This window comes from Fenollaria massiliensis, assembly GCF_000312505.2.
In the GTDB taxonomy this organism is placed as follows: domain Bacteria; phylum Bacillota; class Clostridia; order Tissierellales; family Peptoniphilaceae; genus Fenollaria; species Fenollaria massiliensis.
In genome coordinates this window covers 1-26,528 of record NZ_HG326224.1, presented here as the reverse complement: position 1 = coordinate 26,528, position 26,528 = coordinate 1, and the positions used below count along the sequence as shown (strand labels likewise).

The window sequence follows — 26,528 nt, the reverse complement described above, 5'->3', positions numbered from 1 at the left end:
ATTTTTATTCTTGTAAATGTGTTATAATAGTTATGAGAGGTGATTTTATGAAGTATTTACTAGGTGGAGAAAATGAAAAAGTTTATTTACATTCAAAGATGTTAAATAGACACGGAATTATAGCTGGAGCCACTGGTACTGGCAAGACTATAACTCTAAAGGTAATTAGTGAAATGCTTAATAATGACGGCATAAATACATTTATTACTGATGTTAAGGGCGATATTATGAGTCTTGCTGAAAATGGCGAGAGAAACGACAAAATTGACGAAAGAATCGAAAAACTTGGCTTAGATGATTATCTAGTTGATAGCTTCCCTGTTGAAATTTTTGATATATATAAAAAAGGTGTTCCGCTTAGAGCATCTGTTACTGATATAGGTCCAGTACTTTTATCAAAAATGCTTGGTCTTAACGAAGTACAAAGCGGCGTCATAGATGTTATGTATAAAATTGCCGATGAGAATGGTCTTAAGCTTATTGATTTTAAAGATTTGAAGATTATGCTTAAATATATGGCAGACTTCTCTAGTGATATTTCAAATAAATATGGCAATGTGGCTAAGCAAAGTATAAACGCTATACAAAGAAATCTAATTAGGTTCGAAAATGAAGGTGCGATAGATTTCTTTGGTGAACCATCCTTTGATGTTGATGATTTACTTCTTAAAAATGGTGAAAAAGGTACAGCTAATATACTAAATTGTACTGAGCTTTACCTTAACTCAAAGATGTATCAATCGGTTGTAATATATCTACTTAGTCAAATATTTACTAGTCTTGATGAGGTTGGCGACCTTGATAAACCTAGATTAGTACTATTTTTAGATGAAGCTCATTTAATTTTTAAGGACTTAAATAAAAAGATGCTTGAAAATATCGTTACTATAATCAAGCTTATAAGATCAAAGGGTGTTGGCATCTTCTTCGTTACACAAAATCCTAAGGATATACCAGAAGAAGTTTTAAGTCAATTATCAAATAGGATTGAACATGCTTTAAGAGCCTACACTCCAAACGAAATTAAAAATGTTAAATACGCTGCAGATAGTTTTAGAAAGAATCCAAATTTTGACAGTGAAAAAGCTATATTAAATTTAAAAACTGGTGAAGCTTTAGTATCAACACTTAATGAGGATGGCGAACCAAGTATGGCTGAGATAACTCTTATAAGACCACCTATGTCAAAGATTGGTATGATTGATAGTGCTGTGTTTAATGATATTGTAAATAATTCTGATTTTAATAAAAAATATAAAGAACCGATAGACAGAGAATCTGCTTACGAAATACTTAGTGAAAGATATATTCAAATTAATAAAGAGATGGAAGCAGAAAAAGCTGAAAAAGAAGCTCAAAAAGAATATAGAACAAAACAAAATCAAAAGAAAAGAAATGAAGGCATGGCTGATAAAGTCATAAAAAGAGTTTTCAGCGCTTTTACTTATCAAATAGGTAAAACTGTTGCAAGAGACATAATGAATACTTTGAAGAAAAAATTATAATTAAGATAAAATTGTCCAGAGCACAATGATATGTACCCTCCTTAGTAATTTGTCCAGTAAAGAGGGTACATATAAAAACTCATTCGTTATTTTATTTATCTATAGATAAGACTAATAACATTTTAAATCTTGTAATTGCAGTTACATTGTGGATTACATTTGCTGGAAATACTATTTGTTCTCCAGATTCAATCTCGATTTCTTTGTCTCCAACAAGAAGCTTTGCCTTGCCCTCAAGTGCCATGACAAGAGCATCTCCAGGAGCCTTGTGAGGTTTTAGACCTTCTCCTGCATCAAAAGCCATTAAAAATACCTTAAACTCGTCTTTAGATACAAGGTCAATATTTACGATTGCTCCCTCTACATAATCTAAACAGTTAATTAATTTGATTTTCTTTCCTTTTTCAATATTTTTCATTTCATCCTCCTCTAAGTTAATGGCGATTTCTAAAAATATACTTTTTTTATTTGTCTTTATGTCAAAAAGTTTGTTTTTTTCAAAAATTATTAATTCATTATTTATAAGTTTTTCATTATTAAAGTTAATCTCGCCTTTTAAAATAAAATATATTCTTTCTTCAGCATAGAATTCTGGGGAAATGTCCGTGTTTTGGTCAAGACCCATAAGTAAGATATGACGATCGCATAAATCTAAGAGTTTCTTGCTTATAGTTTGATTTTCTTTTATGGGTATGACCTCTTCTGGTGTCAATATTTTTCCCTTGATAATATTTTTCATTTTAATCTCCTACAATTCTAATTGGTATTACAGCCTCATATTCTTTATCATGTTTTTTTATTTTTTCGAGTATAACCTCTACCCCAAAGGCGTCTTTCATATTTTCCTTACATATAATATCAGACGTTTTGCCTATTTTATGTCTAGCATTTTCCATTAACATCAAGCATTTATCCGCTATTTCAAGAGCATGTGCCGGGTAATGAGTATTTATAATAACACTGATATTGTCTATTTTGGATAGTTTTTTGATTAATGAAATTATTTTTAGCTGATTTTTAAAATCAAGGCCACTTTCTGGCTCATCTAATATGATTAAGCTTGGATCTGAAATTAAGGCTCTGGCTATGAGAACCATCTGAAGTTCTCCTCCACTCATCACTGAACATGACTTATCTTTAAGATTTTCTATAGCTAAGCTTTTCATAAGATTTTCTGCCTTTTCATATTCTCTTGCACCAGGTTTTGCAAATGGCCCAAGTTTACTAGAAAGCCCTAACACTACCATATCAATTCCAGAATATTCAAAAGAAAATGATCTTTTTTGAGGAACATATGATATCTTAGACCATAAATCTCTTCTATTAAAACTTGAAATATCTTTTCCATCCATAAAACTATTTCCTAGTTTCCATTTTTCAAAATCACATATACATCTTATAAGGCTAGTCTTGCCAACTCCATTAGGGCCTAAAATGGAAAAAACTTCACCTTGATTAAGACAAAATGACAAATTCTTAAATAATACATTATTTTCGTCATAATAAAATCCTACATCTTTTACTTCTAACTTAATTGAAACCACCCCCGGTTTTTCTAATTAAACTTATAAAAATGGGAGCTCCAATTATTGCTGTAAGAACCGATATCGGCAACTCTATTACAGAAACCGTTCTTGATAAAGCTTCTATTAGTACCATAAGACTTGCTCCTAAGGATATACTAAAAGGTAGGGTGTGAGTGTTGTTGGCTCCTACCATCATCCTTGCCATGTGAGGAATTATCAAGCCAATCCATCCGACCTGACCACACATTGATATAGATGAAGCTGTAATAAGTGTTGATGCAAATATAAAAATAAGCCTGGTTTTTTTTACATTAACTCCTAGACTTTTTGCTTCATCTTCTGATAGGCTCATGATATTTAGCCTAAATATCAATAGTCTTATTATGATGACTCCCAAAATTATTAGGGGCGCAGATAACATCAAGTTTTTATAAGATGATCTTGCAAAAGAACCCATAAGCCAATAACTGATGGCTGGCAACTTATCTGTCGGGTCTGCTGTATATTTTAGAAGAGACGCTAGAGCATTTGATAATGATGAAACTACAAGACCTGCTAGTATAAGCATTATCGTTGATGATCTAGTTCTACTCTTGCCAATATAAAGGGTTAAAACTACTCCAATTAATCCAAAAGCTAAAGCAAAGACTTGAATAGATAAGGTTGAAAGCGATAAAAGTATACCAATTACAGCTCCAAGACTTGCAGCTGAACTTACGCCCAATATATCAGGAGTTGCCAAGGGGTTTGAAAAAACCCCTTGAAAGGCAAGACCAGCTGTGGAAAGACCAGCTCCCACTATTAGACCAGTAATAATTCTTGGTAATCTCACATTTATTATTACTGATTCAAGCATAGGGTCATAATCCCTCCCGCTTAAATAAGCATTGAAAAAATCTACAATCTGTCTGATGCTTAGAGGCATTCTCCCAATAGCAAGTGCCAAAACGCAGATCAATATAGGTAGACTAATTAGTATCACATATGAGCTTGCTGTTATCTTTTTATCTTTGATAAAGATTTCTTTAATCATATATCAAACATATCCTCAATTTGTTCATTTGTTAATTCATAATCATACCATGTTTTATAGTAATCTTTAATCATTGCTTTTAGATCATAGTCTTTAAATTCTTCTGGGTAAGTTGATTTTGCAAGCCAAGCTAGTACAAGTGGTCCGTCTGGATTTGGTGTGAACCAATTCCACATACCAAGCTTAGTATTATATACTTTTTTATCCTTAACAGCTTTCATGTTTGAAAAATTGATACCTTCTACTGAATTTTCAAATACATCTTTTGTTGTAATATCAAGAAGGCCAGGTCCATCAAGATAAAGTATATCTGGATTCCATTGATAAAATTGTTCAATAGAAACTTTGGCGAACCCTTTTGTTTCATTAGCTAAATTTTTAACACCAATTCTATTTAGCCAGAAATCCCCAAAAACGCCTTTGCCAGCAACCATTGGTACACCTTGAACATACTTCCATAAAATTACCCCAGTTGGTTTTTTACTATCATCTATTTTTGAAATTCTATCTTCAACATCTTTTACAATATCTTGACCTGCTTTTATAAAATCATCTGTCTTTCCGTTTTCGCCAAATACATCTTCTAAGAGCTTTAACCATTGTGCGTACCTATCTATTGGGTCAGCTGGCCCATTTGTACCAACTGTAGCAAATCCTACACACGGAATCCCTGTCTTTTTAAGAGTTTCATAGTGTTCTTTATTCGAAGCATTGTAAAAAATAACATCTGGTTTAAGCTTCATTATTTCTTCAATATTTATATCAGATTGACTTTGAACTGTATTTTGGCTATCAAGAAGCTCTGGAGCTATATCTTTTAAAACTGTATTTGAGATTACTTGCTTAAGAGAACCCGCATAACCAACAATATACGGAGCCTTTCCATGGTGATAAGCCATATAAGTAGATAAAATAGGAATCTGGTCTATTACTATTCTTTCAATTTTCTCAGGAACCTCTATCGTGTTACCTGCGTGGTCTGTGATTGTCCTTGTTTTTTTATTTTCATCATTAGTTTCTTCTGTCTTTTCTGTCTTTTCTTCCTTTTTCTCGGTTTGAGCTACTTCCTTACTTTCTAAATTTTGTCCAGTTTTTTTATTGCCACAAGCAGTCATACCTGTTAAGGCAAGCACTGTCAAGCATAAAATTAATGATATTTTTTTAATAGCTTTCATCTAATCCTCCTTTTTACTTGCTAAAACTATATAAGAATTTTTTGCATTTTTAGAGTTCTCTAACATTTTTACAAATCTTTCCCTATTTTCTTCTGCATAAGCTTTTTTATAAAAATTTGCAGCCCCTACTGGTCCCTCATCTTTTATGATTGTATCCCTGTCTAAGAGAATCATCTTGCCAGTCCTTTGTGAAAAAGGTCTAAAAGAATTTTCTATAAACAGTTTGTTCCAATTTTCTACGGTTAGAGGATATACATTCATGTTTGTAAATCTTGAAAGTTGTCTTCTTATATCTTCACTTTCATTTTCCACTGCCACATCATGAGTTAATAAATAACCGCCTTTTTTTAAAGCTCTGTGATAATTTTTAAGAGCCTTTGCTTTTTCTTCATTTGGAAGCATAGTAAGCATTGCTTCATTAATTATTAAATCAAATGTTTCATCCTCGAAATCCAACTTTAAGGCATCCATATTCATAACTTCAATTTCTTTGTCTAGACCTAAAAGCTTTATATTCTCCAAAGCTTGATCTATGACAACTTGGTCATTGTCTATGCCTATTATTTTGCATTTATATTTAGTATAAACTCTTATAAGATTATCTCCTCTATTGCAAGCAACTTCCAAAACTTGCATATCTTTATCAATCTGTACCTGATCAAGTAACCAATCAGTCATAAGACCGCCGCCTGGTCTGAGTCTTGTTCTTCCAAGCATCTTTAAAAAATCATGTCCAAAAACAATTTTATTTTTTTCCATTTTTTTCTCCTTTCTTAATAGCAATAATTATTGTATGTATAATTATAATATAAAATCTTTATTTTATTAATGAAGAATATCTATATAATTTTGTCAAAAAATTTTAAGGCTAGTATTGTTGTAAGCGGAAGAATTTGTTTGTTGACAATAAACAATAATAAAAGATTATAGATGGGATTTATGAGATTTCCGATTGTTTTTCTATAAATTCTTCTTGACAACTTTTGAAAATAGATATAGTTAGCATATGCTAACTGATGTTATTATACAACTGAAGCTTTAAATTGTCAATAATTTTTGCATAAATATTTCGTTTTATTGAAAAATTATTATAATATCTTTATAATAATGCCCGCATATAAAAATTAGCCAGAGCATTTGCCCTGGCTTTTTCATGCATAAAATAAGACTAGAGCATCTGCCCTAGTCTTAATATTTATATTCTTTCAACAAATATCTTTATAGTTTTGTCGTTTAAGTCTGTATCTTCAATACCAAGTTTCTTGTACTCAATACTATCAGCAACAGTTTCTTTCAATATAAAGTCTTTGAATTTATCAAAAATTTCTTTTAAATCATCATTTGCTTCAACAGAAATTTTTATCTTATCAAGAACATCAAAATCATTTTGCTTTCTTAATTGTTGTACCTTTGATATAAATTCTCTTAAATAACCTTCATCAAGAAGATCTTTAGTTAATTTAGTATCAAGTATGATGAATACACCATTTTCCATTTCAACGTTAAAGCCTTCTTTTGATTCGATTCTTACATCAACATAATCTTTTTTAATTTCAGTATCTTCTCCGTTTAGCTCAACATGTTGATCAGCGTGATCAAGTTTGTCTACAAAGTCCATGCTATTAACATTTAATAGATATTTTGTAAAATCTTTTATCTTTGCACCAAGTATTGAACCAGCAACTTTGAAGTTTGGCTTTAAGCTAAAGTTCATATACTTCTTCAAATCATGTTCGTAATAAACGTTCTTAACATTAAGCTCTTCTTTGATTAAATCAGTTAAATCCTTAAGGTCTTCTTTGTACTTACCGTCTATAACTATTTCGTTAAGAGGTATCCTTACCTTAATCTTAGCATTTTCTCTTGATGATCTGCCAAGTTTAACAAGTGTACGAACAAGATCCATCTTGAATATAAGTTTTTCATCGATTAAATCTTTATTTGCCTTTGGATAATAGTCTATATGAACTGATTCCAAATCGCCTAGTCTTTGATAAAATTCTTCAGCTGTATATGGAGCAAATGGTGCTATGATCTTAGAAACCCCAAGAAGTATTTCATAAGTTGTTTGTAGTACTGCTTTTTTATCATCATCAAGCTCTGTAGCCCAGAATCTTCTTCTTGAACGTCTTATATACCAGTTAGATATATCTTCAACTACAAAGTCTTGTATCATTCTAACAACATTTGTTAGCTCGAACTTATCCATCTCTTCTTCAATTCTTTCAAGAAGCTTATTATACTTAGCAAGTATCCATTTATCAATATCGCTTCTCTTTTCATATGGCACATCTAAAGTTTTTGGATCAATGCCATCAGTTTGTAAATACATATAGAAGAAATTATATACATTTCTTAATGTGTTGAAGAATTTCGAGCTAATATCCTTAAGTCCATCAACGTCGACCTTCTTAGTTGTCCAAGCTGGTGAAACATATAATAGATACCATCTTACAGCATCTGCGCCATATTCTTCGAATAATTCGAATGGGTCAATAGTATTGCCCCTACTCTTACTCATCTTTTTGCCATACTTATCAAGTACTAAGTTATTAACAAGTACGTTCTTATATGGTGACTTTCCTGTCATATATGTTGATATAGCAAGTAAACTGTAGAACCAGCCTCTTGTTTGGTCTATACCTTCACAGATGAAATCTGCTGGGAACTTGTGATCAAAGTCTTCAGTGTGTTCGAATGGATAGTGCCATTGGCTAAATGGCATTGCGCCTGAGTCGAACCAAACGTCAATAACATCTTTTTCTCTAGTCATCTTGCCATGGCAATGTGGGCACTCTAGATGAACATCGTCAACATATGGTCTGTGAAGCTCGATATTTTCATCGATATCTTCAATTGCTCTTTCTTTAAGCTCTTTTCTTGAGCCAACGCTTTCCATGTGGCCGCATTCTTCGCACTTCCAAATTGGTAGTGGTGTTCCCCAATATCTTGATCTAGATAAAGCCCAATCTTTTAGATTATCAAGCCAGTTACCAAATCTTTTTTCACCAACATAGTCTGGATACCAATTAACTGTTTTATTATTTTCAACAATTTTATCTTTAAACTTAGTTACTTCTATATACCAAGATGGTTTTGCATAATATAGTAGTGGTGTGTGACATCTCCAGCAATGTGGATAATTGTGTTCAATTTTTTGTTTTCTATATAATTTATTTTCTTTTTTAAGCTCTTCAATAATCAATGGATCAGCATCCATAACCCACATGCCCTTCCAAGGTGTATCAGTGTATTTACCTTCTTCATCAACTGGGTTAAGAACTGGTAAATCATATCTTCTTGATGTATTGTAGTCATCTTCACCAAAAGCAGGTGCTGTGTGAACTATACCAGTACCGTCTTCCATAGTAACATAGTCAGCTTCTGTTATATAGAAAGCTTTTTTATCACATGGTAAATATGGTAGTAATTGTTCGTATTCTTCACCAACTAGGTCTGAGCCTTTCATTTCGGCAATAATTTCATAATTTTCAGCGTCTTTTTCAAGTGCTTGTTTAAGAAGTGACTTAGCTAGATAAAGTATCTCGCCTGTTTCTTTATGTTTTATCTTAATATAATCAAAATCTTTATTAACTGTTAAACTTACATTTGAAGGTAGTGTCCATGGTGTTGTTGTCCATGCAAGATAATATTCATTATCAGTGCCTTTCTTTTTGAACTTAACATAGGCTGATTCAGTTTTTATCATTTCATAGCCTTGAGCAACTTCATGTGAAGCAAGTCCAGTACCGCATCTTGGGCAGTAAGGCATAATCTTATGGCCTTCGTATATAAGTCCATCTTTAAACATCTTATCAAGAATGTGCCAAGTTGATTCAATGTAATCATTGTCAAGAGTTATATATGGATTGTCAAGGTCTATAAGATAAGCCATCTTTTCAGTCATCTTTCTCCATAATGACTCGTACTTAAATACTGACTCTTTACATTTTTCATTAAATTCTTTTACGCCATACTTTTCTATATCTTGTTTGTTATGAAGTCCTAATTGTTTTTCTGCTTCTATTTCTACTGGTAGTCCGTGTGTGTCCCAACCAGCTTTTCTGTTTACATAATAGCCTTGCATAACCTTATATCTGCAGACAGAGTCCTTTAAAGTTCTACCACTGACATGGTGAATACCAGGTTTACCATTAGCTGTTGGTGGTCCTTCAAAGAAAACATATCTATTGTCTTTATCTCTTTTTTCGTTAGTTAGTTTAAGCAAATCAATACTGTTCCAATATTCAGATATTTTGTGTTCTCTATCGGCTACGCGATCATTTGATAAAGCTTTTAAGTCCATAATTACCTCCTTGAAGCTTCGTATTTTGCTTCTATTTCTTTTCTAAGTTTATATACAAGCGTTGTCTCATCAAGTTCTACGCTATCATAATCAATACTTTCGCCTTTTTTTATATCTCTATTAAGGATTGCACCTTCGTTAATTACAGATATAGGCACTAAATTCTTTTCTCTTGATTTTTCAAAGTCTATACAGCTTCCATAAAAAGTGTATCCTCCGATATAATCAAGTTTATCGCCCTTCTTCATATCTTTCTTAGCAATTGCTACTACATCTGAATAAGGTAAATCAGAGATAGGCTTTATTGCTTCAAGCTTGTCGAAGTGCGCTTTTAATACTGTGTTTATAGTCTCTATGCTAGTTAAGTGATATGGTCTATACAAAACATAGTTTGGTCCGTCACCCATCTTTAAAAATCTCATTAGGTGATCAATCTTTTTTAAATCGCTCTTTACTATGACGAAGACGCCTGGAGCAATACCATTGACATAATCTACAATTCCGTACGAATTAAGCACGCCGCCTTCTGATTTAAGACAAAGTTTTTTGTCTAGGGTTTTGATATCAGATTTAATTCCGTGTCCGCCATCGACATCTACTCTAAATCCAGTTGCATTACTCATAGTCGCCATCTCAACCATGGTCTTAGTGCCATCTACAAAGCTTGCAAGCATCTCTTTTTTAATGCCCTTCTGTTTAGCAGATTCACTAACCGTGTCTGGATTAGCTTCTAAATCGACTTCATTATTCTTTCCCTTGCCAATGGCTAGAACATCAAAGCCCATAATTTTAGCTTCATTATAAAGCTCAAGAACCGTTCCTGGCTCATCGCCATCTATGCCTGTATATATAAGTCCTTTTTCTTCAGCAATCTTTGAAAGTATGGTTCCAACACAAACATCGCTCTCTAAGTTAAATGTAATTACATTTTTACCATTCATTAAAGCATTGTAACTTATTTCTGTGCCGACTATTGGCTCTCCTGTCGCATCAATTACATAATCAATGTGCTCTGATTTGTATAAAAGCTCTTTGTCTTCACATATATAATATTTATTTAAATCTTTTATTTCATCAGCATTTGTAATTTTAATTATATCTTCTCTAGCAATACCCGCTGCAAGATAAGCATCAATCGCATCTTCTATGTGTCTTGATGATATTAGTAAAGGATTTAAAACTTTGCTTTGTATATATTGACTCACTAGTGCCTTGCCCATGAAGCCTGCTCCTAGTAAGGAAACGTTTATCTTTTTACCTTTTTCTTTATATTCATAAAACTTCTTTTGATAATTTATCAAGCCTTACACCTCAATTTTATATCGTCATAAGCTGCCATAGCTGATAGCCAAGCAAAGCTTAGATTATAGCCACCGCATGGGCCATCAATATCAATAACTTCTCCAATAAAGTACAAGCCATTAATTTTCTTTGATTCCATAGTCTTAGCATTTATCTCTTTAGTAGCTACTCCGCCAAGGCTTATCTGACCAATTCCATAGCCCTTATTCTTTATAATATCTAATTCAAAATCTTTTAAAATATTTATTATTTTATGTAAATCTATATCGCTTAAGTTTTTTGCGTTAGTTTCTTTTACAAATCCAAGTCTATCAAGTACAGGAATTATAAGTCTTTTGTGAATTAAGCCAATGAAAAAATCATCTAGACTTTTATATCCCATATCTTTTCTTCTATCGCTTAAAATTGAAAATAATTCATCTTCATTAAAAGTATAAAAAAAGTCTACGCTAAATTTGTAAGCACTTTCTTTCCCACTAATATATCTAGATAATTGAAAAACTGTTGGACCAGATAGGCCATATTTTGTGAATAAAACATCGTCCACATCATCTTTTATAATTTTACCTGCTTTTTTTAAGCTTAATTTTGCTTTTACTCTAAGCCCGTCTAGGTGTTTTAAATATTTATAATCACACTCATATGGAACTAAAGCTGGCTTTGTATCAATTACTGATATACCTAGCTCTTTTATTTGCTTAAATAAATTTGCGTCCGAGCCAAATTTTGGCATAGCCGCGCCTCCGCATGCAATTACAAGGCTCTTTGACTTATAAATATTTGCGTTTTGATCCTTAATTATAAATATATCACCATCTTTATGAAAACTTTTTACAAATACATCAGTTTTTATATTGACATTGTTTCTTTCGTTTTCATATCTAAGAACATCAAGAACACTCGATGCTTGCAATGACATGGGATAAACTCTATCTTCTTCCATATAAGGATATATACCCATGACTTGGAATTTATTTTTTATAGCTTCATAACCATACTTTTCTATCATATATAAAGTAAAATCTTTATCGTTGTATGGATTTTCATTAAGCTTAGTATTAGTATAATTGCATCTACCATTGCCAGTTGTTAGAAGCTTTTTGCCGACTCTATCGTTTCTCTCAAGCATAAGTATATTTAATTTATCCTTATTAAGAGCGCCAAAAAATAGTGCCGCTGCACCTGCTCCTATGACTATAGCATCATATATCAATTCTATCCACCACTTCTTTTAATATCTTTCCAAAGCCTTCATTAAACACAAGCTTTGCATATCTATCATAAGATGTTTTATCTTTATTTATAATTACTAGATTATCTGAATTAAAATATCTAATCAAACCAGCTGCTGGATATACCTTAAGTGATGTTCCAGCGACTAAAAGTAAATCTGCCTTAGATATTTCGCTTATAGCCTCAGCCATAACATTATTATCTAGAGCCTCTCCATATAAAACTACATCAGGCTTAATCAATGCACCGCACTCATCACAAGTGCAAGCACCTTTTGAATGCTTGATATACATTGCATCAAACTCTTTATGGCAATGTGTGCAATAAGATCTGTTGATATTGCCATGAAGCTCAATAACTCTCTTACTGCCAGCATCTTGATGAAGATTATCTATGTTTTGAGTGATGATTGCCTTAAGTATACCCATCTCTTCAAGTCTAGCAAGCGCCTTGTGACCTTCGTTCGGCTTAACATTTTCATAAATAACTTTATCCCTAACGAAGTCAAAAAATATATCTGGATGTGCATGATAAAATTTATTGCTTAAAACTACTTCTGGTTCATATCCTTCGTAAAGTCTTTCTGTATAAAGACCACCAGATCCTCTAAAGTCAGGTATACCGCTCTCTGTCGATACACCTGCACCTCCAAAGAATACCATGTGCTTTGATCTTTTTACCTCTTCTACTAGAAGATCAATATCAAGCATCCCTCTTTACTCCGTTTAAAATTGCGTTTAATAAAATACCAACTATAGCTGCTAAGCTAAGACCGTTAAGGCTGATATTAGCTGTTATTGGAAGCTCTATAGAAAAACCAAATAGTTCTTTAAATAAACCGCCTGAGAATCCTATAAAAAGAATCGATCCCATAACTATTATATTTTTAATATTAAATTTAACATGATTATCTCTAATATTTCTAATTCCAATGAAACCTATCATTGAGAATAGCATAATTGATATACCACCCATAACTGCTTGTGGTATAGTTCTTAAGAAGCCGCCAAGCTTACCAACAAAACCTAAGATGATTGCAAATACTGCTGCAAGTCTTAATATTGATGGGTCATAATTCTTTGTAATCGCTAAAACTCCTGTGTTTTCGCCATAAGTTGTATTAGCTGGTCCGCCTATAAGTGAAGCGAATACTGTTGCAAGGCCATCGCCAAGTAAAGTTCTGTTAAGGCCTGGATCTTCTATGAAATTTTGTCCAACTACTGCTCCGTTAGTAGTTATGTCTCCTAAGTGTTCCATAAATACTGCGAATATTATAGGAACTATAATTATAATTGCTTCAATATCAAATAGTGGCAAAGTAAAGTTTGGCACTGCAAAATATTGAGCGTTATTTATCGCTGTGAAGTCAACTAGTTTAAAAGCAACTGATAGTACATAGCCAAATATAACTGCAACGAGTATTGATATTTGCTTTAAGAAACCTTTTACTAGATATGGCCAAGCTATAGCAAGAGCTAGAGTAAGTCCAGCTACTATATAAGATGTCTTTGCCATATTAAATGCTGTTGGTAATAGATTGAAGCCTATAACTATAATCATAGGTCCAATTACTTGTGGTGGTAGTATCTTTTGTATTTTTTCTATACCTATACCCCTGATAAAGAATGAAAATAATACATATACCAAACCAGCAACCAACATACCGCCTTGAGCGTATCTAAGATCGCCATACTTTGATGCTACTTGCACTATAACTGGTATAAATGCAAATGATGATCCTAAAAATACTGGTACTTTTTTCTTTGTGCAATAGTGAAATATAAGTGTACCGCAGCCAGCACTGAAAAGTGCAACAGATGGATCAAGTCCTGTAAGTATAGGAACTAAAACTGTAGCTCCAAACATAGCAATCAAGTGTTGTAAAGCCAAAATCGATTTCTTAATACTAAGAGATGCTTTCATCTTATGCCTCCAATTCTTTTAATTTTTCTGCTTGTTCGTGAGTTAGTAGAGCGTCTATCATCTCATCTAAATCCCCGTTCAAAAAGTCTTCCAATCTATATAATGTTAAGTTGATTCTATGATCAGTTACTCTTCCTTGTGGGAAGTTATATGTTCTAATTCTTTCAGATCTGTCTCCTGAACCTACTTGTCCTTTCTTAAGTTTTGCTAATTCATCGTTTTGTTCTTGTAGCATCTTATCATATAGTCTCGATTTAAGAACCTTCATTGCTTTTTCTTTGTTCTTTAATTGTGATTTTTCATCCTGACAAGTAACAACAAGTCCTGTAGGTATATGTGTTAGTCTAACTGCTGAGTCAGTAGTATTAACGCATTGTCCACCGTGTCCACTTGCTCTATAAACATCTGTCTTTATATCGTTTTCATTGATTTCAATCTCAACGTCATCTGCTTCTGGCATAACAGCTACAGTTGCTGCTGATGTGTGTATACGACCTGATGCCTCTGTTTCAGGAACTCTTTGAACTCTGTGTACACCTGATTCGTGCTTAAGTCTTGAATAAGCGCCTTTACCAGTTATCATGAAGATAACTTCTTTAAAGCCGCCTATGCCCGTTTCGTTTGTACTCATAATTTCAGTTCTGTAGCCTCTCTTGTCAGCGTACATCGAATACATTCTGAATAAGTCACCAGCAAATAGTGCAGCCTCTTCACCGCCAATACCGCCTCTTATTTCCATAATAACGTTTCTTTCATCATTAGGGTCCTTCGGTATAAGCATTATCTTAAGGTCTTCTTCAGCCTTTTCAATATTTTCTTGTAAATTCTTTAAATCTTCCTTAGCAAGCTCCCTCATCTCGTCATCAAGGTTTTCGCCAAGCATCTCTTCTGTATCCTTAAGCTCACTTAAATAAGTTTGATACTCTTTATATCTATCAACAATTGGCTTTAAGTCAGCGTATTCCTTCATAGTCTTTTGATATTCTTTCATGTCCTTCAAAAGATCTGGATCCATAACTTTTTCGCCAAGTTCTTTGTACTTGTCTTCAATAAAATTTAATTTTTCTAACATTTTCTCATCTCCTAAATGCAGGCAGAAACAAATCTATCAAAACCTTCAAGGTCTTTATAGATTTTAATATCTTTATATTTATACTTTTCTAATATTTCTTTTACAATATTTCCTTGATCGTATCCAATCTCAAAAAATATCATGCGTTTAATCTTTTCTCTAGCCTGTTTAATGATTTTCTCGTAGTATTCATAGCCCAAAGTTCCGCCTACTAAGGCAAGCTTTGGTTCTTTAAATAAATCCTTATCTAGTCCCATATATTCTTCACTTGAAATATATGGGGGATTTGATATAAGTATATCATAAGTTTCATTAATATTCTCAAATAAATCCGATAAAATGAAATTTATTGATAAATTATTTAATTTAGCATTTTCTTTTGCTAAATTTAGTGCATCTTCAGAAACATCTGAGCAAGCTACATGAATTAGAGGATTTTCTTCCTTAATAGCAAGAGCTATGGCTCCTGTTCCAGTGCACATATCTAATATACTATCATTTGGCTTTATAAATCCATTAACAATGTCAATTAATTCTCTGTGCAGAATCTTGGTATCAATGCTCTTTCATCAGTTTTTATAATAATATCTCTAAAATGCTTATTGCCTATGATATAGGCCATGGGCGTGTCATTTAACCTTTTATTAAGTAGATTGAAAAAATCTTCTTCGTTCATGTCAAAATCTTTGTTCAAAGTTAAAAATAGCTTATCTTTGCCACTTACATGCTCTAAAAGCATATATATCTCGCCCATAGGATTAGGAATATTTTTCCCTGATGCTTCAATATCAGCTAAAGCTTTCCTTATAATATCTTTAACTACCAAGCGTCTAAACCTTCTTCACTAGGTATTACTTCTTTAACCGCTGCTATCGCTACTTCGACCATACTGTCATCAGGCTCTTTAACTGTAGCTATCTTTTGAAGCCAAAGTCCTGGTTTAGCAACCAATCTGCAAACGCCAACATTATCGTACCTACCTATGAATCTATTGATCTCATAAGATATTGCTGCTATAATTGGTAGAGCAATAATTCTTGATACTATCCTCATTAGTGGCGATGGCCATCCAAAGAACGATAGAACAATAATTGATACAAGCATAACCATAAACAAGAAGCTTGTTCCGCATCTTGGGTGATACTTATTCATCTTTTGAACATTTTCTACAGTTAAGTCAAGACCATTCTCATAAGCAAAGATGGTTTTATGCTCAGCGCCGTGGTACATGAATACTCTCTTTAAATCTTTTTGATTCGATATTAAACTTATATATACTAAAAATATAGATATCCTTATCAAGCCTTCAACAAAGTTTAGTAAGAATATATTATTGATTTTATCCTTTAAGAAGTTAGCTATGAATGTTGGAATTACAACAAAAAGTGCTATAGCTATAAAAAAAGAAAAAACAAAAGTAAAAATATTAAACAAAGTATCTTTAAATTTACTAGTTTCTTTTTTATCCTCTTCATCGTCATAAAAAGAGGCAGAATAATAGAGAGCTTTAGTGCCTTCAGACATTGAGTCCACTAGCTTAGATATACCTCTTATGAATGGTATTTTAAAGATGAGCTTATTGTTTTTCTTGCTATCATCTTTAACACTTACCTCTATCTTGCCATCAGGTTTTCTGACTGCAACAGAAGTTTTTTCAGGTCCCTTCATAAGTATACCTTCGATTAAAGCTTGTCCACCTATACTTGTTTTAAAATTCTTTTTCATTTTTTCACCTATATAATGAAAAATTAGCAGAAAAAAGTCTGCTAATTTTCGTCTTTTTTGTATCTCTTCTTGAATTTCTCTACACGGCCACCACGTTCAGTAAACTTTTGTTTACCTGTAAAGAATGGGTGACATTCAGAGCAAACTTCTACTTTTAACTCGTCTCTTGTTGATCCTGTAACAAATGTGTTGCCACATGCGCATGTAACAGTTACTTCTTTAAATTCTGGATGTATGTCCTTTTTCATTTTTTTCACCTCTCTTATCACATTAACCACTAGATTATATCATATAAGCATCAATATTTCAAGTATTTTTTATAATTTTTTATAAATTTTCTTATAATAAAGATTATATCTTGCTTTTTATCTATTTACTAAGACCAGCATCTCTCATTACTGCTTTTATAATCTTTTGATTTTCTAGATAGCCTGTCTTGTCCTCTTCACTCTCTTGAACAATTATATCTGGTACTGTTTGATCTAATTCATTTATAGAACCAGACTCTGTTACGCCCATTACATTTGAGAATCTCATAACAAAAGCCGTATTAGGAAGGTCTACTTGAACTGGGTCAACGCCAATACCGTCACCAGCAGTTCTACTTCCAACTAAGGTAGCCAGTTTAGTTTCTTTGCAAAACGAGGCAAGCATCTCAGCTGAAGAGTAGACTCCATTATCTACTAAAAGATATATCTTTCCTTTGAAGTTAATAGAGTCATCACTTGGCTCTATTATGCTACCACCGTCTGAATATCCGTCAAAATCTTTAAGAATATCTTTCACATCACTACTAAATGAAGAATTATCTAAAAATGTTTTTACGTCTTTATTAAAATGCATTTGTTCAAAGATTTTTTTATATAATTCTCCTGATTTAATAAAAAGATAATCTTTTGTTTCGTATTTTTTATCTATTATTTTAGGAAGTAAAAAATTTTGCCAATATCTGCTATCACCTCCACCATTACCCCTTATATCGATTATCAAGAATGGATAATCTTTTATTTCATTAAGATAATTAATAACAATATCTTTATCTTGATTGATGTATTCCATACCTATAAGTGAGCTAATTCTGATATAAGCAAGTTTATCTTTAATTATATTCTTAGTCATAAGATTTTTAGAATAAGTCTTATTTACTTCATCATCACTCTTCATATTTTCAGCAACATATTTCTTTACTGTTTCATTATTGATATTGTATCTTCTTCTAACATTATCTTTCTCATACATTTTAGCAATATCATGTCTCCAAGAATTCTTTGGCATAGGATAATAAGTCATATACATATGCATTGCAAAATCTTCTGGCATTAAATGAGTATGTCCATTGTGAAGTTCAGCTAAAACATAAGTCATTCTAGTAAAAAAGTCTGCATCATCTTTTGAGTCTGCAATATATGCTTCATACTTTTCTTTATTATTTAGCCAGTCAATACCATATAATATTTTATTAACTTCGAAAAATGGATAGTGCTCTTTCAAAGTATTGTACGCGAAATTAAAATCTTCTATGTAATCCTCTTTACTTAAATTAAATTCTTTATATTCCAAGTCTTTTAAATTTATTGTCCTTATGTCATTAGTCTTAGTGTTAATATAGAAATTGTAAGAAAAAATTGATACTATTAATAATAGCATTATAAGACAAAATGATATGATAGCATTCTTTTTCATGATTTATATCCCCTTCCACGCAACTTATATCTATAATCATTATATCACATACTGATTAATAATCAACTTATATCATAAAAAAAGACATAGTAATTTTAAATTATTATGTCTTTAGATATAATTATTTAATTAATTCTAATGAGTACTTTGTTGTTTCATAATTAAGCTTTGCTTGAAGCGTCTTCATCTTCTTAAGATTCTCATCAAGTATCTCTTTTGCCTCTTCAAGTGAATGAAACTTAAGTATATTGTTGCCATCTATCTCTTTATTTTCTTTCAAATCGTCTAAATCATCTTTTATTTGAAAGCTCATTGCAAATAGTCTTGAAAAGATTAAAGCATTTTTCATTGTGTCTTCATCTTTATCAGCTAATATACATGGAACTAGAAATGCTATATTAAAAAGTCTTCCCGTCTTATTAAGTATCATCGCCTTGTACTCATCATAAGTATATTTACCTGTCTCGCCACTTTCCATACGAATGTCTTCTGACTGGCCAAGTATCATGCCTTTAACGCCTGAGGATCTATACATGTAGCTCATTGCTTTTAATATGTTTTTATTATCATTGTCTCTAAGCTTGTGAGCTAGATACTCCATAGACAAGTTCAAAAGTGCATCGCCACACAAAATTGCGTTTGCTTCGCCATATTTCTTGTGAACTGTAAATTTGCCGCGTCTATACTCATCATTGTCCATAGCTGGCAAATCATCGTGAACTAAAGAATAATTGTGTATTAACTCAAGTGCTATCGCGAAAGCGTTTACTAGCTTCTTATCAAGCTCCAATTCTCTTCCAAGGCTATACAGTATAAATGGTCTAAGTCTCTTGCCTGCATCGTATGAAGCGTATTCGATGGCTTCTGAGATGACGTCATCATTAAGGTAAGGCTTTAACTCCAAAGGAAGCCTCTTGTCAAAGCCTTCTTTGAATGTATTAATATTCATCATCGTCATAGTCCAAACCGTCGTCATGAACTTCGCCAAAGTCTTTGAATGAGTCTATAGTTTCAAAGTCATTGTCTTCAACGTCATAATCAATCTCTTTTGATAGATTTAAGTCGTCAATCTCGATCTTTTTGATCTTCATCTTGGCTTCACTTAATTTTTTATTCAATTCTTTGTAAAGTTTAACCGCTTTTTCAAATTCATCTATGCTTTCATCTAAACTTAGCTCTTGACTTTGTAATTTCTCAAGAATATCGTCTAAGTTATCTAATGTTTTTTCATAATTTAATGTCATTATTTACCTCCAAAACATGAGCTTTAATGCTGCTATTGTATGACTTAATTAATATATCCGAGCCTATCTTTATCTCATTAGCATCTTTTATGGTTTTATTATCTAAATCGCTTACTAAGAAGTAACCTCTTCTTAAAGTCTTGTAAATATCGTTTATGGTAAGCCTTAGCTTAAACTTTTGTAAATCCTCTGTCATAGCGCTCAGCTTATTGTTCATAGCTTGATTTATACTTGTAATCCTCTTGTCAATAGTGTTATTCGCTTCGTCTATCCTTTTGCTTACTGATGAATAAATTAGTCTTGAAGCGAGCATATCGACTTTTTTCTCTTTTGAATAAATGTACTTATCCATCTCTTTTTTAATTAATATCATAAGATTATTTGTTTTTGAATAAAAATTATCAATTAGAGTCTTGGTATTCAAGCTATTAATCAAATCTCTTTTGTTTTTTAAATTGCTTTCTTCACTTGAAATATAGTGATTCATTAAAAAACTTATCTGTATTATGCTTTGATCTAGTAAATCTGGTAGTTCATAGTAGTACTTTGATATAATTTCAGCTGCTTCTGATGGTGTTGCGCATCTTTTATCTGCGACAAGGTCTGCTATAAAACTATCTATCTGGTGGCCAACAGCTGTCATGACAGGAATTTTTGATGCGAATATCTTTCTTGCCATGCTCTCATCGTTAAAAACTGCTAGCTCTTCGTAACTGCCGCCTCCTCTTGCAATAAGAATAAGATCCACATCATTCTTTTGGTTGAAATAATCAAGTCCGCTATTGATATTAGCTACAGCCATATCCCCTTGAACGAAGGAATCATATAAAATTATGTCAATCATATTAGTCCTTCGTCTTAGCACCTTTACTATATCTCTAAAGCCAGCACTAGTTGATGAAGCGATGAGACCAAGCCTTCTTGGATACTTTGGTATTTCTTTTTTATGCTCTTCATCGAAGAGACCTTCTTTCTCAAGCTTTTCAAGCGTTTTTCTAAACTCTCTTTTAAGTTTACCTATGCCAAGCTCTTCCACGTAGTCAACATTGATCTGATAAGTGCTGTTTTGGTCGTAAGTCGAAATCTTTCCCTTGATAAAGACCTTCATGCCATTTTCAAGCGTAATCTCTTCTTCATTTTTATAACAATAAAATGCACATTTAATCTTAGAGCTCTCATCTTTAATCAAAAAATATAAGTGCCCCGAATTGTTTTTCTTATAATCAGCTACTTCCCCTTCGACATATATCTCCTGCAAAAGAAAATCATTTGCTAAAACGTCCTTTATGTAGTCGTTAAGGCCAGTTACAGTGAATTTATTCATTATAATAATTCCTTACGTAGTCGCCTAAAATTGCATTTATAAATTTATATGAGTTATCGTCTGAGAAATTTTTAGCTATTTCAACTATATCGTTAATAATAATTTGATAAGCAATATCTTGTTCTATAATAATTTCAAAGATGGCAAGCCTTAATAAGCTTCTGTCAATGTATGATAGTCTTTCAAGCTTAGCATCTTTTAGAACACTCTTTAACTCTGTATCGATTTTTTCTTTATTATCAATAAAGCTTTCTACTCTCTTTGCTAATTTGATTTTATTCTCATCACTTATCTCAAGCGTTTCAAAAAATCCATCTAAATCATTAACCGAGCTGTATTTATTAAGATCAAGTTGATATATTGAATTCATTAAGTTTAATCTTGTCTTGTCGTATGACATATTATCCCTCACTTAGTCTTTAAAAAAACTCCAGCGCAATTACTGGAGTTTAATCAAATTATTTATTAGCCTTTGGTGCTTCTTTAACGCCTTTTACATAAACGTTAACTTGTATTACATGTATGTCAGTCATCTCTTCAACAGCTGTTTTAACACTTGATTGAATATCGTATCCAACCTTGTCAATCTTTGAGCCGTATTCGATGTCAACATATATGTCAATTATGCATCCTTCTTCACTGCTTTCAATTTTAATTGGTTTATTAAAATTTTTTACTCCTAATAAATCAGTAATGTTCGATCCAATACCTGCTGATAATGAGCAAACATGTTCAACTTCGCAAGTTGCCTTGCTAGCTATAGTTGCTATAACATCATCAGAAATATTAATCTTTCCAATATTGTTATTTTCCATATCTTACTCTACTTAGAGTCTTCCTCCTCATCTTCATCTGGATATTCGAAATAATCATTGTCATCATAATCGAAGTCATAATCATCATCGAAATCGTAGTCATCTTCATCATCATAATCTTCGTAATCATCGCCATATACATCATCTTCTAAGTATGAAAGATCTTCATCAACTTCGAAGATGTAGTCTTCTAGGTCTTCAATTGCAACTTCGTTGTCGCAAACTGTTTCAGCCATCTCATCTAGTATGTCAATGATCTCACTTAAAATCTTTTCTTCTTTGCTTTCTTCATTCAAGCCTAAGCCTTCTGCAAGTCCCTTTAAATAAGAAACTCTCTTTGATAGTTCGTACATTTTTCTACCTCCTTAAACTCTTGATAAATATTCTCCACTTCTTGTGTCAATTTTAATTCTATCACCAATATTAACAAATAGTGGTACATTTAATGTAAAGCCTGTTTCTACAGTAGCTGGTTTAGTTGCTCCAGTAGTAGTGTTACCTTTAACACCAGGTTCTGTTTGAGTAACTTCTAGTTCAACAAAGTTTGGTGCTTGAACTGAAAATGCTTTTCCCTTGTAGAATCTGATAACTGCTGTATCATTTTCTCTTAAGAATTGAATTGCTTCACTAACTTCGTCCTTGTTTAGTGGAAGTTGCTCATATGTTTCATTGTCCATAAAATAGTAAAGTGCATCATCATTGTAAAGATATTGCATTTCCTTTGTTTCTAATTGTGCGTCGTTAAATTTTTCAGTTGGGTTAAATGTAAGTTCCTTTGTAGCACCACTAAGAACGCTTCTGATAGTTGCTCTAACAAAAGCTGCTCCTTTTCCTGGCTTTACATGTTGGAATTCCAAAACTTGATAAACGTCTCCATCCCATTCGAATGTGGCGCCATTTCTAAAATCACTTGCTGATAACATATATTTCCTCCTATATAATAATCTAAGTCTATTATATCAGTAATTTTGTAATTTAACAAGTATTTTTTTAATAATATTAATATTTTTATATAAAAAAGTCGAAGCATTAATAGTTCGACTTACTTAATTTAATTATTCCTTTGTAATTTTTACACATTGCATACATTGTGTGAAGTGATTTTGTATAATTTATTCTTGATTTGTTTTTAATATCAATAACAGTTCCATATATATCGCTTGATCCTTCAATCTTTAACTCACCATCTATGATAATTAAACCAGAAAAATCAATTTCACCATGAATAGTAATATCGCCATCTATAATTAATATTCCAGAGCCATTAATATTTGCCTTAATATCATTCATATTAGCATCTTTATTAATTTTGACTATGGCATTGCCAAAATCAAAGGTCTTTTCGCCATCCTTTGCATCTAAGAAATAATTATTTATCTCTTCTATAGTAAATTCTTGAACTTGATTTTCTTTAATTAAATTTAAAAAATCTTCTTTCTCTTTACTTCCAATCTGGTCTTTTAAAAATATTCTATTTAAAAGCGAAAATTCTGTATCTTTTGTTCTTTCCTTTTCGTTATTCATAAGCTCAGCATAATGTATTTTTATTGCGTTCTTTTTTGCTATGCCATTATAATATATTCTTACTTTTTGTCCTTCAAATACTTGATAATCTTTAGCAGCAATCTCATTGATGTCGCCGCCGTTTAAATAAGTTGCCTCTATATCTTTAGCAATTATATTTTCTAGCGATTCGCTATTGTATTCAAATTGCTTCATATTTATTCTATTGACATACATCATTCTTTCAATACTGACGTATTCAAAAAGATAAATTAAAAGAGCTGTAATTAGAAACATTATAGACAAAACTACTAAACTTGCGCTGCCCTTCTTCATTCTATCACCTCTACGTCATTAGTGCTAAATATCTTTTTGTACTCTTTTTCATTGAGCTTTATATTCATAATGATAATTCCATCGTCTTTCTTATACTCAAATGAAAAATCTTTAACATCATTTAAAAAATATGTTATACCTGTTAATTGACCGCCTGCAATTCTTTTTACTCTAGAATCACTTAAATAATAATCACAAGACTTTAATTTGCTTTTATCTTTATTTTCAAAATATATTGAGTCACTCTTTACACTTACCCTGCTATATAAAGTAAAATCATTTTCCATAAATGAAAAGAATAGATTAATATCATCTTCGCTCTCAAGATTTTTTTCATATCTTTGAGAAAAACTTGTAAAATTTTTTAAAAGTGAACTTGACTCAAAAAGCACTAGTGATAAAAGAAATAGTGCCATCACTAGCTCGATTAATGACTCAGCTTTTTTATTTGATAATCTGACATTCTTCATAAGTATTTCCTTCTTTATCATTAATGTATAAAGTAAATGTATATAAGCCGCCTGTGTATGCCTCTTTAACAAGATTAAATTTAGTTTCTTCGCCTAAATTTGTTTTTATCTTCTCACTTATAGCGTAGACATCGTTACTTTCATCTGATCTAAGTATCTCCATAGCATTACTTGCAAAATTATCAGCTTGTCTAAGTTTTTTATTGTCTGCTTCTAGCCCCATAAAATTTTTCAAAAAAATAGACAGAAAAAGTATGAAGCAAGAAAGTATAGCAAAGGAAACCACAATATCTAACATTGTAAGCGCTTTTTTATATTTCTTCATATCTAACCTGTCCTCCAACTGCAGCAAGCACAATCTTATATTGCTTCTTAGATTTATTAGACAATATAATTACATAGTATTTATCCATAAAACTCTTTGTTCCGCCTTCGCTTGTAAAAACAAAATGTTCTTTAGTCTTAAATTTAAGGTGCTTTAGCTTATATTCTTTTTTAATATCATTTGTATCCAAAATAATTATTTTGTCATCGTCCAAACTTAGATCAATTTCTGACGATTGCATTATTGCACTAAGTCTTGATTTTTTGATGATTTGAACAATACTTTTCATCTCAGCTAGTTCACTATAGTTTGTAAAATGTGAATAAGCAAGTATAAACATCGATATGACTACAGCTGCTACGCATATAGAAATAACTGTATCGATGTATGTAAACCCTTTTTTATTCATAATTAATATCACCTATCGATAGATAAAAGGCTTTCTTGGCATTGCTAATAAATTCAATTGATACAATGCTTGAACCCTTAAGATCATCTCCAATATAAAAATATTTAAAATCTGATGCGCCGCTTAAGTTTATTTCTTTTATTTGCCCATCCTTAATAACTTTTAATTTTGCATCGCTGCAGCCATTAAAATCAATTTTAACATATTCTTTATTTATAACAGATGAGCCTTTAGGACTTAAAATTATATTAGAACCGTCATTATTATAATAAATAATATTCTTTTCATCTTCATAATAAAGACTAGCATTGGTGTATGACCACTTATCTTTTAATGAATTTTCCTTACCTGTATCTAGTACTATAGCCTCAGAATCATTTTCATCTATATCATCAGTAAATATGCTACCCTCATCCATTAAATCAAAAGGATCTTCGTCATAATCTTGATAGTTTGGAATAAAGTTAGTGCTTGTAGACATTAAGACCTTATTAATTATTTCATTTTTGCTTATATTATTTAGCGCGCCATCATGCTTTGCAATATTTATTTTTTTAGCTCTTTTAAGATGTGATTCGTTCTTTTCGCTAGCAAGAGTAAATCTCTTCTTAATCTCACTTTTCTTATAATTAGGCTTTTCTTTATTTATAGGTAAAAATAAATTTGCTATTATCAGTAATGTTATAATTATGCCTTTATTTATGTACTTTCTCATCTAATAAACCTCAAAATTAACAATAAAATTAAAGCTAGAATAATGATATCTAGCGCAATATTTATAATTAAAGATGAATTAAACTTGCTCTTATATTTTGGGCTTATTAATTCAAATAAATCTCTAAGATATCCAAGATTTTCTGCTTCTTCTAATTTTTTTGTCTTTAAAAGTACAAGAACCTTGCCATCTGTATTATTTGCTTGATTTAATAAATAATTCTCAAGCTGCTCCTTATCTAAATTATATAAATTAATATCAAAACTTGTTCTTTCATAAGAAGCACTTATCTCATCATACTTGTAAAGAGCCTCATCTGTGATGATTTTCGAAATTTTATAATCTTTCAAATTTAATGCTAATAAATCGATTTTATTTAAGCTGCTAATATATTCAGATAAATCTTCATCATAATCATTGATTTTTAATAAAGATGTGTCCTTGTTCAAATATTTATTGTCTTTAAATTTTTTAAACAAATACTTAAGGCTAGCTTTTTTATCAGTATCATCATAGTTAATTTTTTCTGCAATTTTAATTTTATTATTATTTAGTAAAATATACGATGAATCAATATACATAATATTTTTCATAGGATCTTCTCCTTAAATAAATCAAAGAGCATAATAATTAAAAACGCAAAACTTATATATGGAACAAGTCTAACTGCTCTATCGTTTTTCTTATTGATATAATTTTTAATAAGATTTACAATTATTGCACTTATGGTAGAAACTATTATTAAAATTAAATACTTTTGAAATGAAAATATCATAAAAAGCAAAATATATAGATCAACGTCTCCATCGCCAATATATTCTATATACTTATCCTTAAAAATATGCGAAAGAAATAAAGCTATGCATATCAGACCTATCTTTATATATGAAAGATGTGTTGATAT

At 31.5% G+C, this 26,528-nt stretch carries 31 protein-coding genes; 1 reads left to right on the top strand and 30 read right to left on the bottom strand.

Features of this window, described 5'->3' with window-relative positions:
- Positions 1-47 precede the first annotated feature (47 nt).
- A complete protein-coding gene (locus BN30_RS00150; protein WP_019213499.1) occupies positions 48-1,505 on the top strand; it encodes a helicase HerA-like domain-containing protein in 1,458 nt (485 codons plus the stop codon).
- A gap of 91 nt (positions 1,506-1,596) precedes the next feature.
- Here BN30_RS00150 and BN30_RS00145 read toward each other — a convergent pair whose 3' ends face one another.
- From BN30_RS00145 to BN30_RS10195, 30 genes are all read right to left on the bottom strand, one after another.
- Entirely contained in the window at positions 1,597-2,244 is a 648-nt protein-coding gene (locus BN30_RS00145; RefSeq protein ID WP_019213498.1) for a cupin domain-containing protein, read from the bottom strand.
- 1 nt (position 2,245) lies between these two features.
- Positions 2,246-3,049: an ABC transporter ATP-binding protein gene (locus tag BN30_RS00140; protein WP_019213497.1), complete on the bottom strand. Its 804-nt coding sequence runs from the start codon at positions 3,047-3,049 to the stop codon at positions 2,246-2,248.
- Complete coding sequence (locus BN30_RS00135) at positions 3,036-4,064, bottom strand: FecCD family ABC transporter permease (protein WP_019213496.1); 1,029 nt, start codon at positions 4,062-4,064, stop codon at positions 3,036-3,038. Before BN30_RS00135 ends, BN30_RS00140 begins: the two co-directional genes overlap by 14 nt.
- Positions 4,061-5,239: an ABC transporter substrate-binding protein gene (locus BN30_RS00130; RefSeq protein ID WP_019213495.1), complete on the bottom strand. Its 1,179-nt coding sequence runs from the start codon at positions 5,237-5,239 to the stop codon at positions 4,061-4,063. The genes BN30_RS00135 and BN30_RS00130 overlap by 4 nt, the downstream gene beginning before the upstream one ends.
- Positions 5,240-5,998, bottom strand: coding sequence for a class I SAM-dependent methyltransferase (locus BN30_RS00125; RefSeq protein WP_019213494.1), 759 nt, complete (start codon positions 5,996-5,998; stop codon positions 5,240-5,242).
- A 436-nt stretch (positions 5,999-6,434) separates the two neighbouring features.
- Positions 6,435-9,545, bottom strand: coding sequence for an isoleucine--tRNA ligase (gene ileS, locus BN30_RS00120; RefSeq protein ID WP_019213493.1), 3,111 nt, complete (start codon positions 9,543-9,545; stop codon positions 6,435-6,437).
- A 2-nt stretch (positions 9,546-9,547) separates the two neighbouring features.
- A complete protein-coding gene (locus BN30_RS00115) occupies positions 9,548-10,846 on the bottom strand; it encodes an NAD(P)H-dependent oxidoreductase (protein ID WP_019213492.1) in 1,299 nt (432 codons plus the stop codon).
- Complete coding sequence (locus BN30_RS00110; protein WP_019213491.1) at positions 10,843-12,060, bottom strand: aminoacetone oxidase family FAD-binding enzyme; 1,218 nt, start codon at positions 12,058-12,060, stop codon at positions 10,843-10,845. Before BN30_RS00110 ends, BN30_RS00115 begins: the two co-directional genes overlap by 4 nt.
- The gene (locus BN30_RS00105; RefSeq protein ID WP_019213490.1) at positions 12,050-12,790 is read right to left on the bottom strand and encodes an NAD-dependent protein deacylase; all 741 of its coding nucleotides are present in this window, start codon (positions 12,788-12,790) and stop codon (positions 12,050-12,052) included. The genes BN30_RS00110 and BN30_RS00105 overlap by 11 nt, the downstream gene beginning before the upstream one ends.
- Complete coding sequence (locus BN30_RS00100) at positions 12,783-14,003, bottom strand: uracil-xanthine permease family protein (RefSeq protein ID WP_019213489.1); 1,221 nt, start codon at positions 14,001-14,003, stop codon at positions 12,783-12,785. The genes BN30_RS00105 and BN30_RS00100 overlap by 8 nt, the downstream gene beginning before the upstream one ends.
- A 1-nt stretch (position 14,004) precedes the next feature.
- The gene (gene prfA / locus BN30_RS00095; RefSeq protein ID WP_019213488.1) at positions 14,005-15,075 is read right to left on the bottom strand and encodes a peptide chain release factor 1; all 1,071 of its coding nucleotides are present in this window, start codon (positions 15,073-15,075) and stop codon (positions 14,005-14,007) included.
- Between the two features lie 11 nt (positions 15,076-15,086).
- On the bottom strand, positions 15,087-15,599 hold the full coding sequence (locus BN30_RS09510) for a HemK/PrmC family methyltransferase (RefSeq protein ID WP_278244155.1): 513 nt from the start codon (positions 15,597-15,599) through the stop codon (positions 15,087-15,089).
- A 5-nt stretch (positions 15,600-15,604) separates the two neighbouring features.
- On the bottom strand, positions 15,605-15,901 hold the full coding sequence (locus BN30_RS09505; RefSeq protein WP_019213486.1) for a class I SAM-dependent methyltransferase: 297 nt from the start codon (positions 15,899-15,901) through the stop codon (positions 15,605-15,607).
- A complete protein-coding gene (locus BN30_RS00085; RefSeq protein ID WP_019213485.1) occupies positions 15,895-16,800 on the bottom strand; it encodes a DUF1385 domain-containing protein in 906 nt (301 codons plus the stop codon). The genes BN30_RS09505 and BN30_RS00085 overlap by 7 nt, the downstream gene beginning before the upstream one ends.
- 41 nt (positions 16,801-16,841) lie before the next feature.
- A complete protein-coding gene (rpmE, locus tag BN30_RS00080) occupies positions 16,842-17,048 on the bottom strand; it encodes a 50S ribosomal protein L31 (RefSeq protein ID WP_019213484.1) in 207 nt (68 codons plus the stop codon).
- A gap of 121 nt (positions 17,049-17,169) precedes the next feature.
- Positions 17,170-18,483, bottom strand: coding sequence for a S41 family peptidase (locus BN30_RS00075; protein WP_019213483.1), 1,314 nt, complete (start codon positions 18,481-18,483; stop codon positions 17,170-17,172).
- A gap of 121 nt (positions 18,484-18,604) precedes the next feature.
- Positions 18,605-19,435 carry a polyprenyl synthetase family protein gene (locus BN30_RS00070; RefSeq protein ID WP_019213482.1) on the bottom strand — a complete coding sequence of 277 codons (831 nt, stop codon included), beginning with the start codon at positions 19,433-19,435 and terminating at the stop codon, positions 18,605-18,607.
- Positions 19,422-19,727 (bottom strand): exodeoxyribonuclease VII small subunit, encoded by a 306-nt coding sequence (gene xseB, locus BN30_RS09735; RefSeq protein ID WP_019213481.1) that lies wholly within the window; start codon positions 19,725-19,727, stop codon positions 19,422-19,424. The genes BN30_RS00070 and xseB overlap by 14 nt, the downstream gene beginning before the upstream one ends.
- Positions 19,711-21,051: an exodeoxyribonuclease VII large subunit gene (xseA, locus tag BN30_RS09500; protein WP_019213480.1), complete on the bottom strand. Its 1,341-nt coding sequence runs from the start codon at positions 21,049-21,051 to the stop codon at positions 19,711-19,713. The genes xseB and xseA overlap by 17 nt, the downstream gene beginning before the upstream one ends.
- The gene (gene nusB, locus BN30_RS00055; RefSeq protein WP_019213479.1) at positions 21,044-21,451 is read right to left on the bottom strand and encodes a transcription antitermination factor NusB; all 408 of its coding nucleotides are present in this window, start codon (positions 21,449-21,451) and stop codon (positions 21,044-21,046) included. The genes xseA and nusB overlap by 8 nt, the downstream gene beginning before the upstream one ends.
- A gap of 58 nt (positions 21,452-21,509) precedes the next feature.
- The gene (locus BN30_RS00050) at positions 21,510-21,866 is read right to left on the bottom strand and encodes an Asp23/Gls24 family envelope stress response protein (protein WP_019213478.1); all 357 of its coding nucleotides are present in this window, start codon (positions 21,864-21,866) and stop codon (positions 21,510-21,512) included.
- 8 nt (positions 21,867-21,874) lie between these two features.
- Complete coding sequence (locus BN30_RS00045) at positions 21,875-22,219, bottom strand: CD1247 N-terminal domain-containing protein (RefSeq protein WP_019213477.1); 345 nt, start codon at positions 22,217-22,219, stop codon at positions 21,875-21,877.
- A gap of 12 nt (positions 22,220-22,231) precedes the next feature.
- Positions 22,232-22,789, bottom strand: a complete 558-nt coding sequence (gene efp, locus BN30_RS00040; protein ID WP_019213476.1) for an elongation factor P — start codon at positions 22,787-22,789, stop codon at positions 22,232-22,234.
- 106 nt (positions 22,790-22,895) lie between these two features.
- Positions 22,896-23,705 carry a hypothetical protein gene (locus BN30_RS00035; RefSeq protein WP_019213475.1) on the bottom strand — a complete coding sequence of 270 codons (810 nt, stop codon included), beginning with the start codon at positions 23,703-23,705 and terminating at the stop codon, positions 22,896-22,898.
- Positions 23,702-24,175, bottom strand: coding sequence for a hypothetical protein (locus BN30_RS00030; protein ID WP_019213474.1), 474 nt, complete (start codon positions 24,173-24,175; stop codon positions 23,702-23,704). Before BN30_RS00030 ends, BN30_RS00035 begins: the two co-directional genes overlap by 4 nt.
- A complete protein-coding gene (locus BN30_RS00025) occupies positions 24,150-24,500 on the bottom strand; it encodes a type II secretion system protein (RefSeq protein ID WP_019213473.1) in 351 nt (116 codons plus the stop codon). The genes BN30_RS00030 and BN30_RS00025 overlap by 26 nt, the downstream gene beginning before the upstream one ends.
- The gene (locus tag BN30_RS00020; protein WP_019213472.1) at positions 24,487-24,909 is read right to left on the bottom strand and encodes a hypothetical protein; all 423 of its coding nucleotides are present in this window, start codon (positions 24,907-24,909) and stop codon (positions 24,487-24,489) included. Before BN30_RS00020 ends, BN30_RS00025 begins: the two co-directional genes overlap by 14 nt.
- Positions 24,902-25,624, bottom strand: a complete 723-nt coding sequence (locus BN30_RS00015; RefSeq protein ID WP_019213471.1) for a hypothetical protein — start codon at positions 25,622-25,624, stop codon at positions 24,902-24,904. Before BN30_RS00015 ends, BN30_RS00020 begins: the two co-directional genes overlap by 8 nt.
- On the bottom strand, positions 25,621-26,217 hold the full coding sequence (locus BN30_RS00010; protein ID WP_019213470.1) for a hypothetical protein: 597 nt from the start codon (positions 26,215-26,217) through the stop codon (positions 25,621-25,623). Before BN30_RS00010 ends, BN30_RS00015 begins: the two co-directional genes overlap by 4 nt.
- On the bottom strand, positions 26,214-26,528 hold a 315-nt coding region (locus tag BN30_RS10195; RefSeq protein WP_019213469.1), incomplete at its 5' end, for a hypothetical protein. The genes BN30_RS00010 and BN30_RS10195, both read right to left, overlap by 4 nt.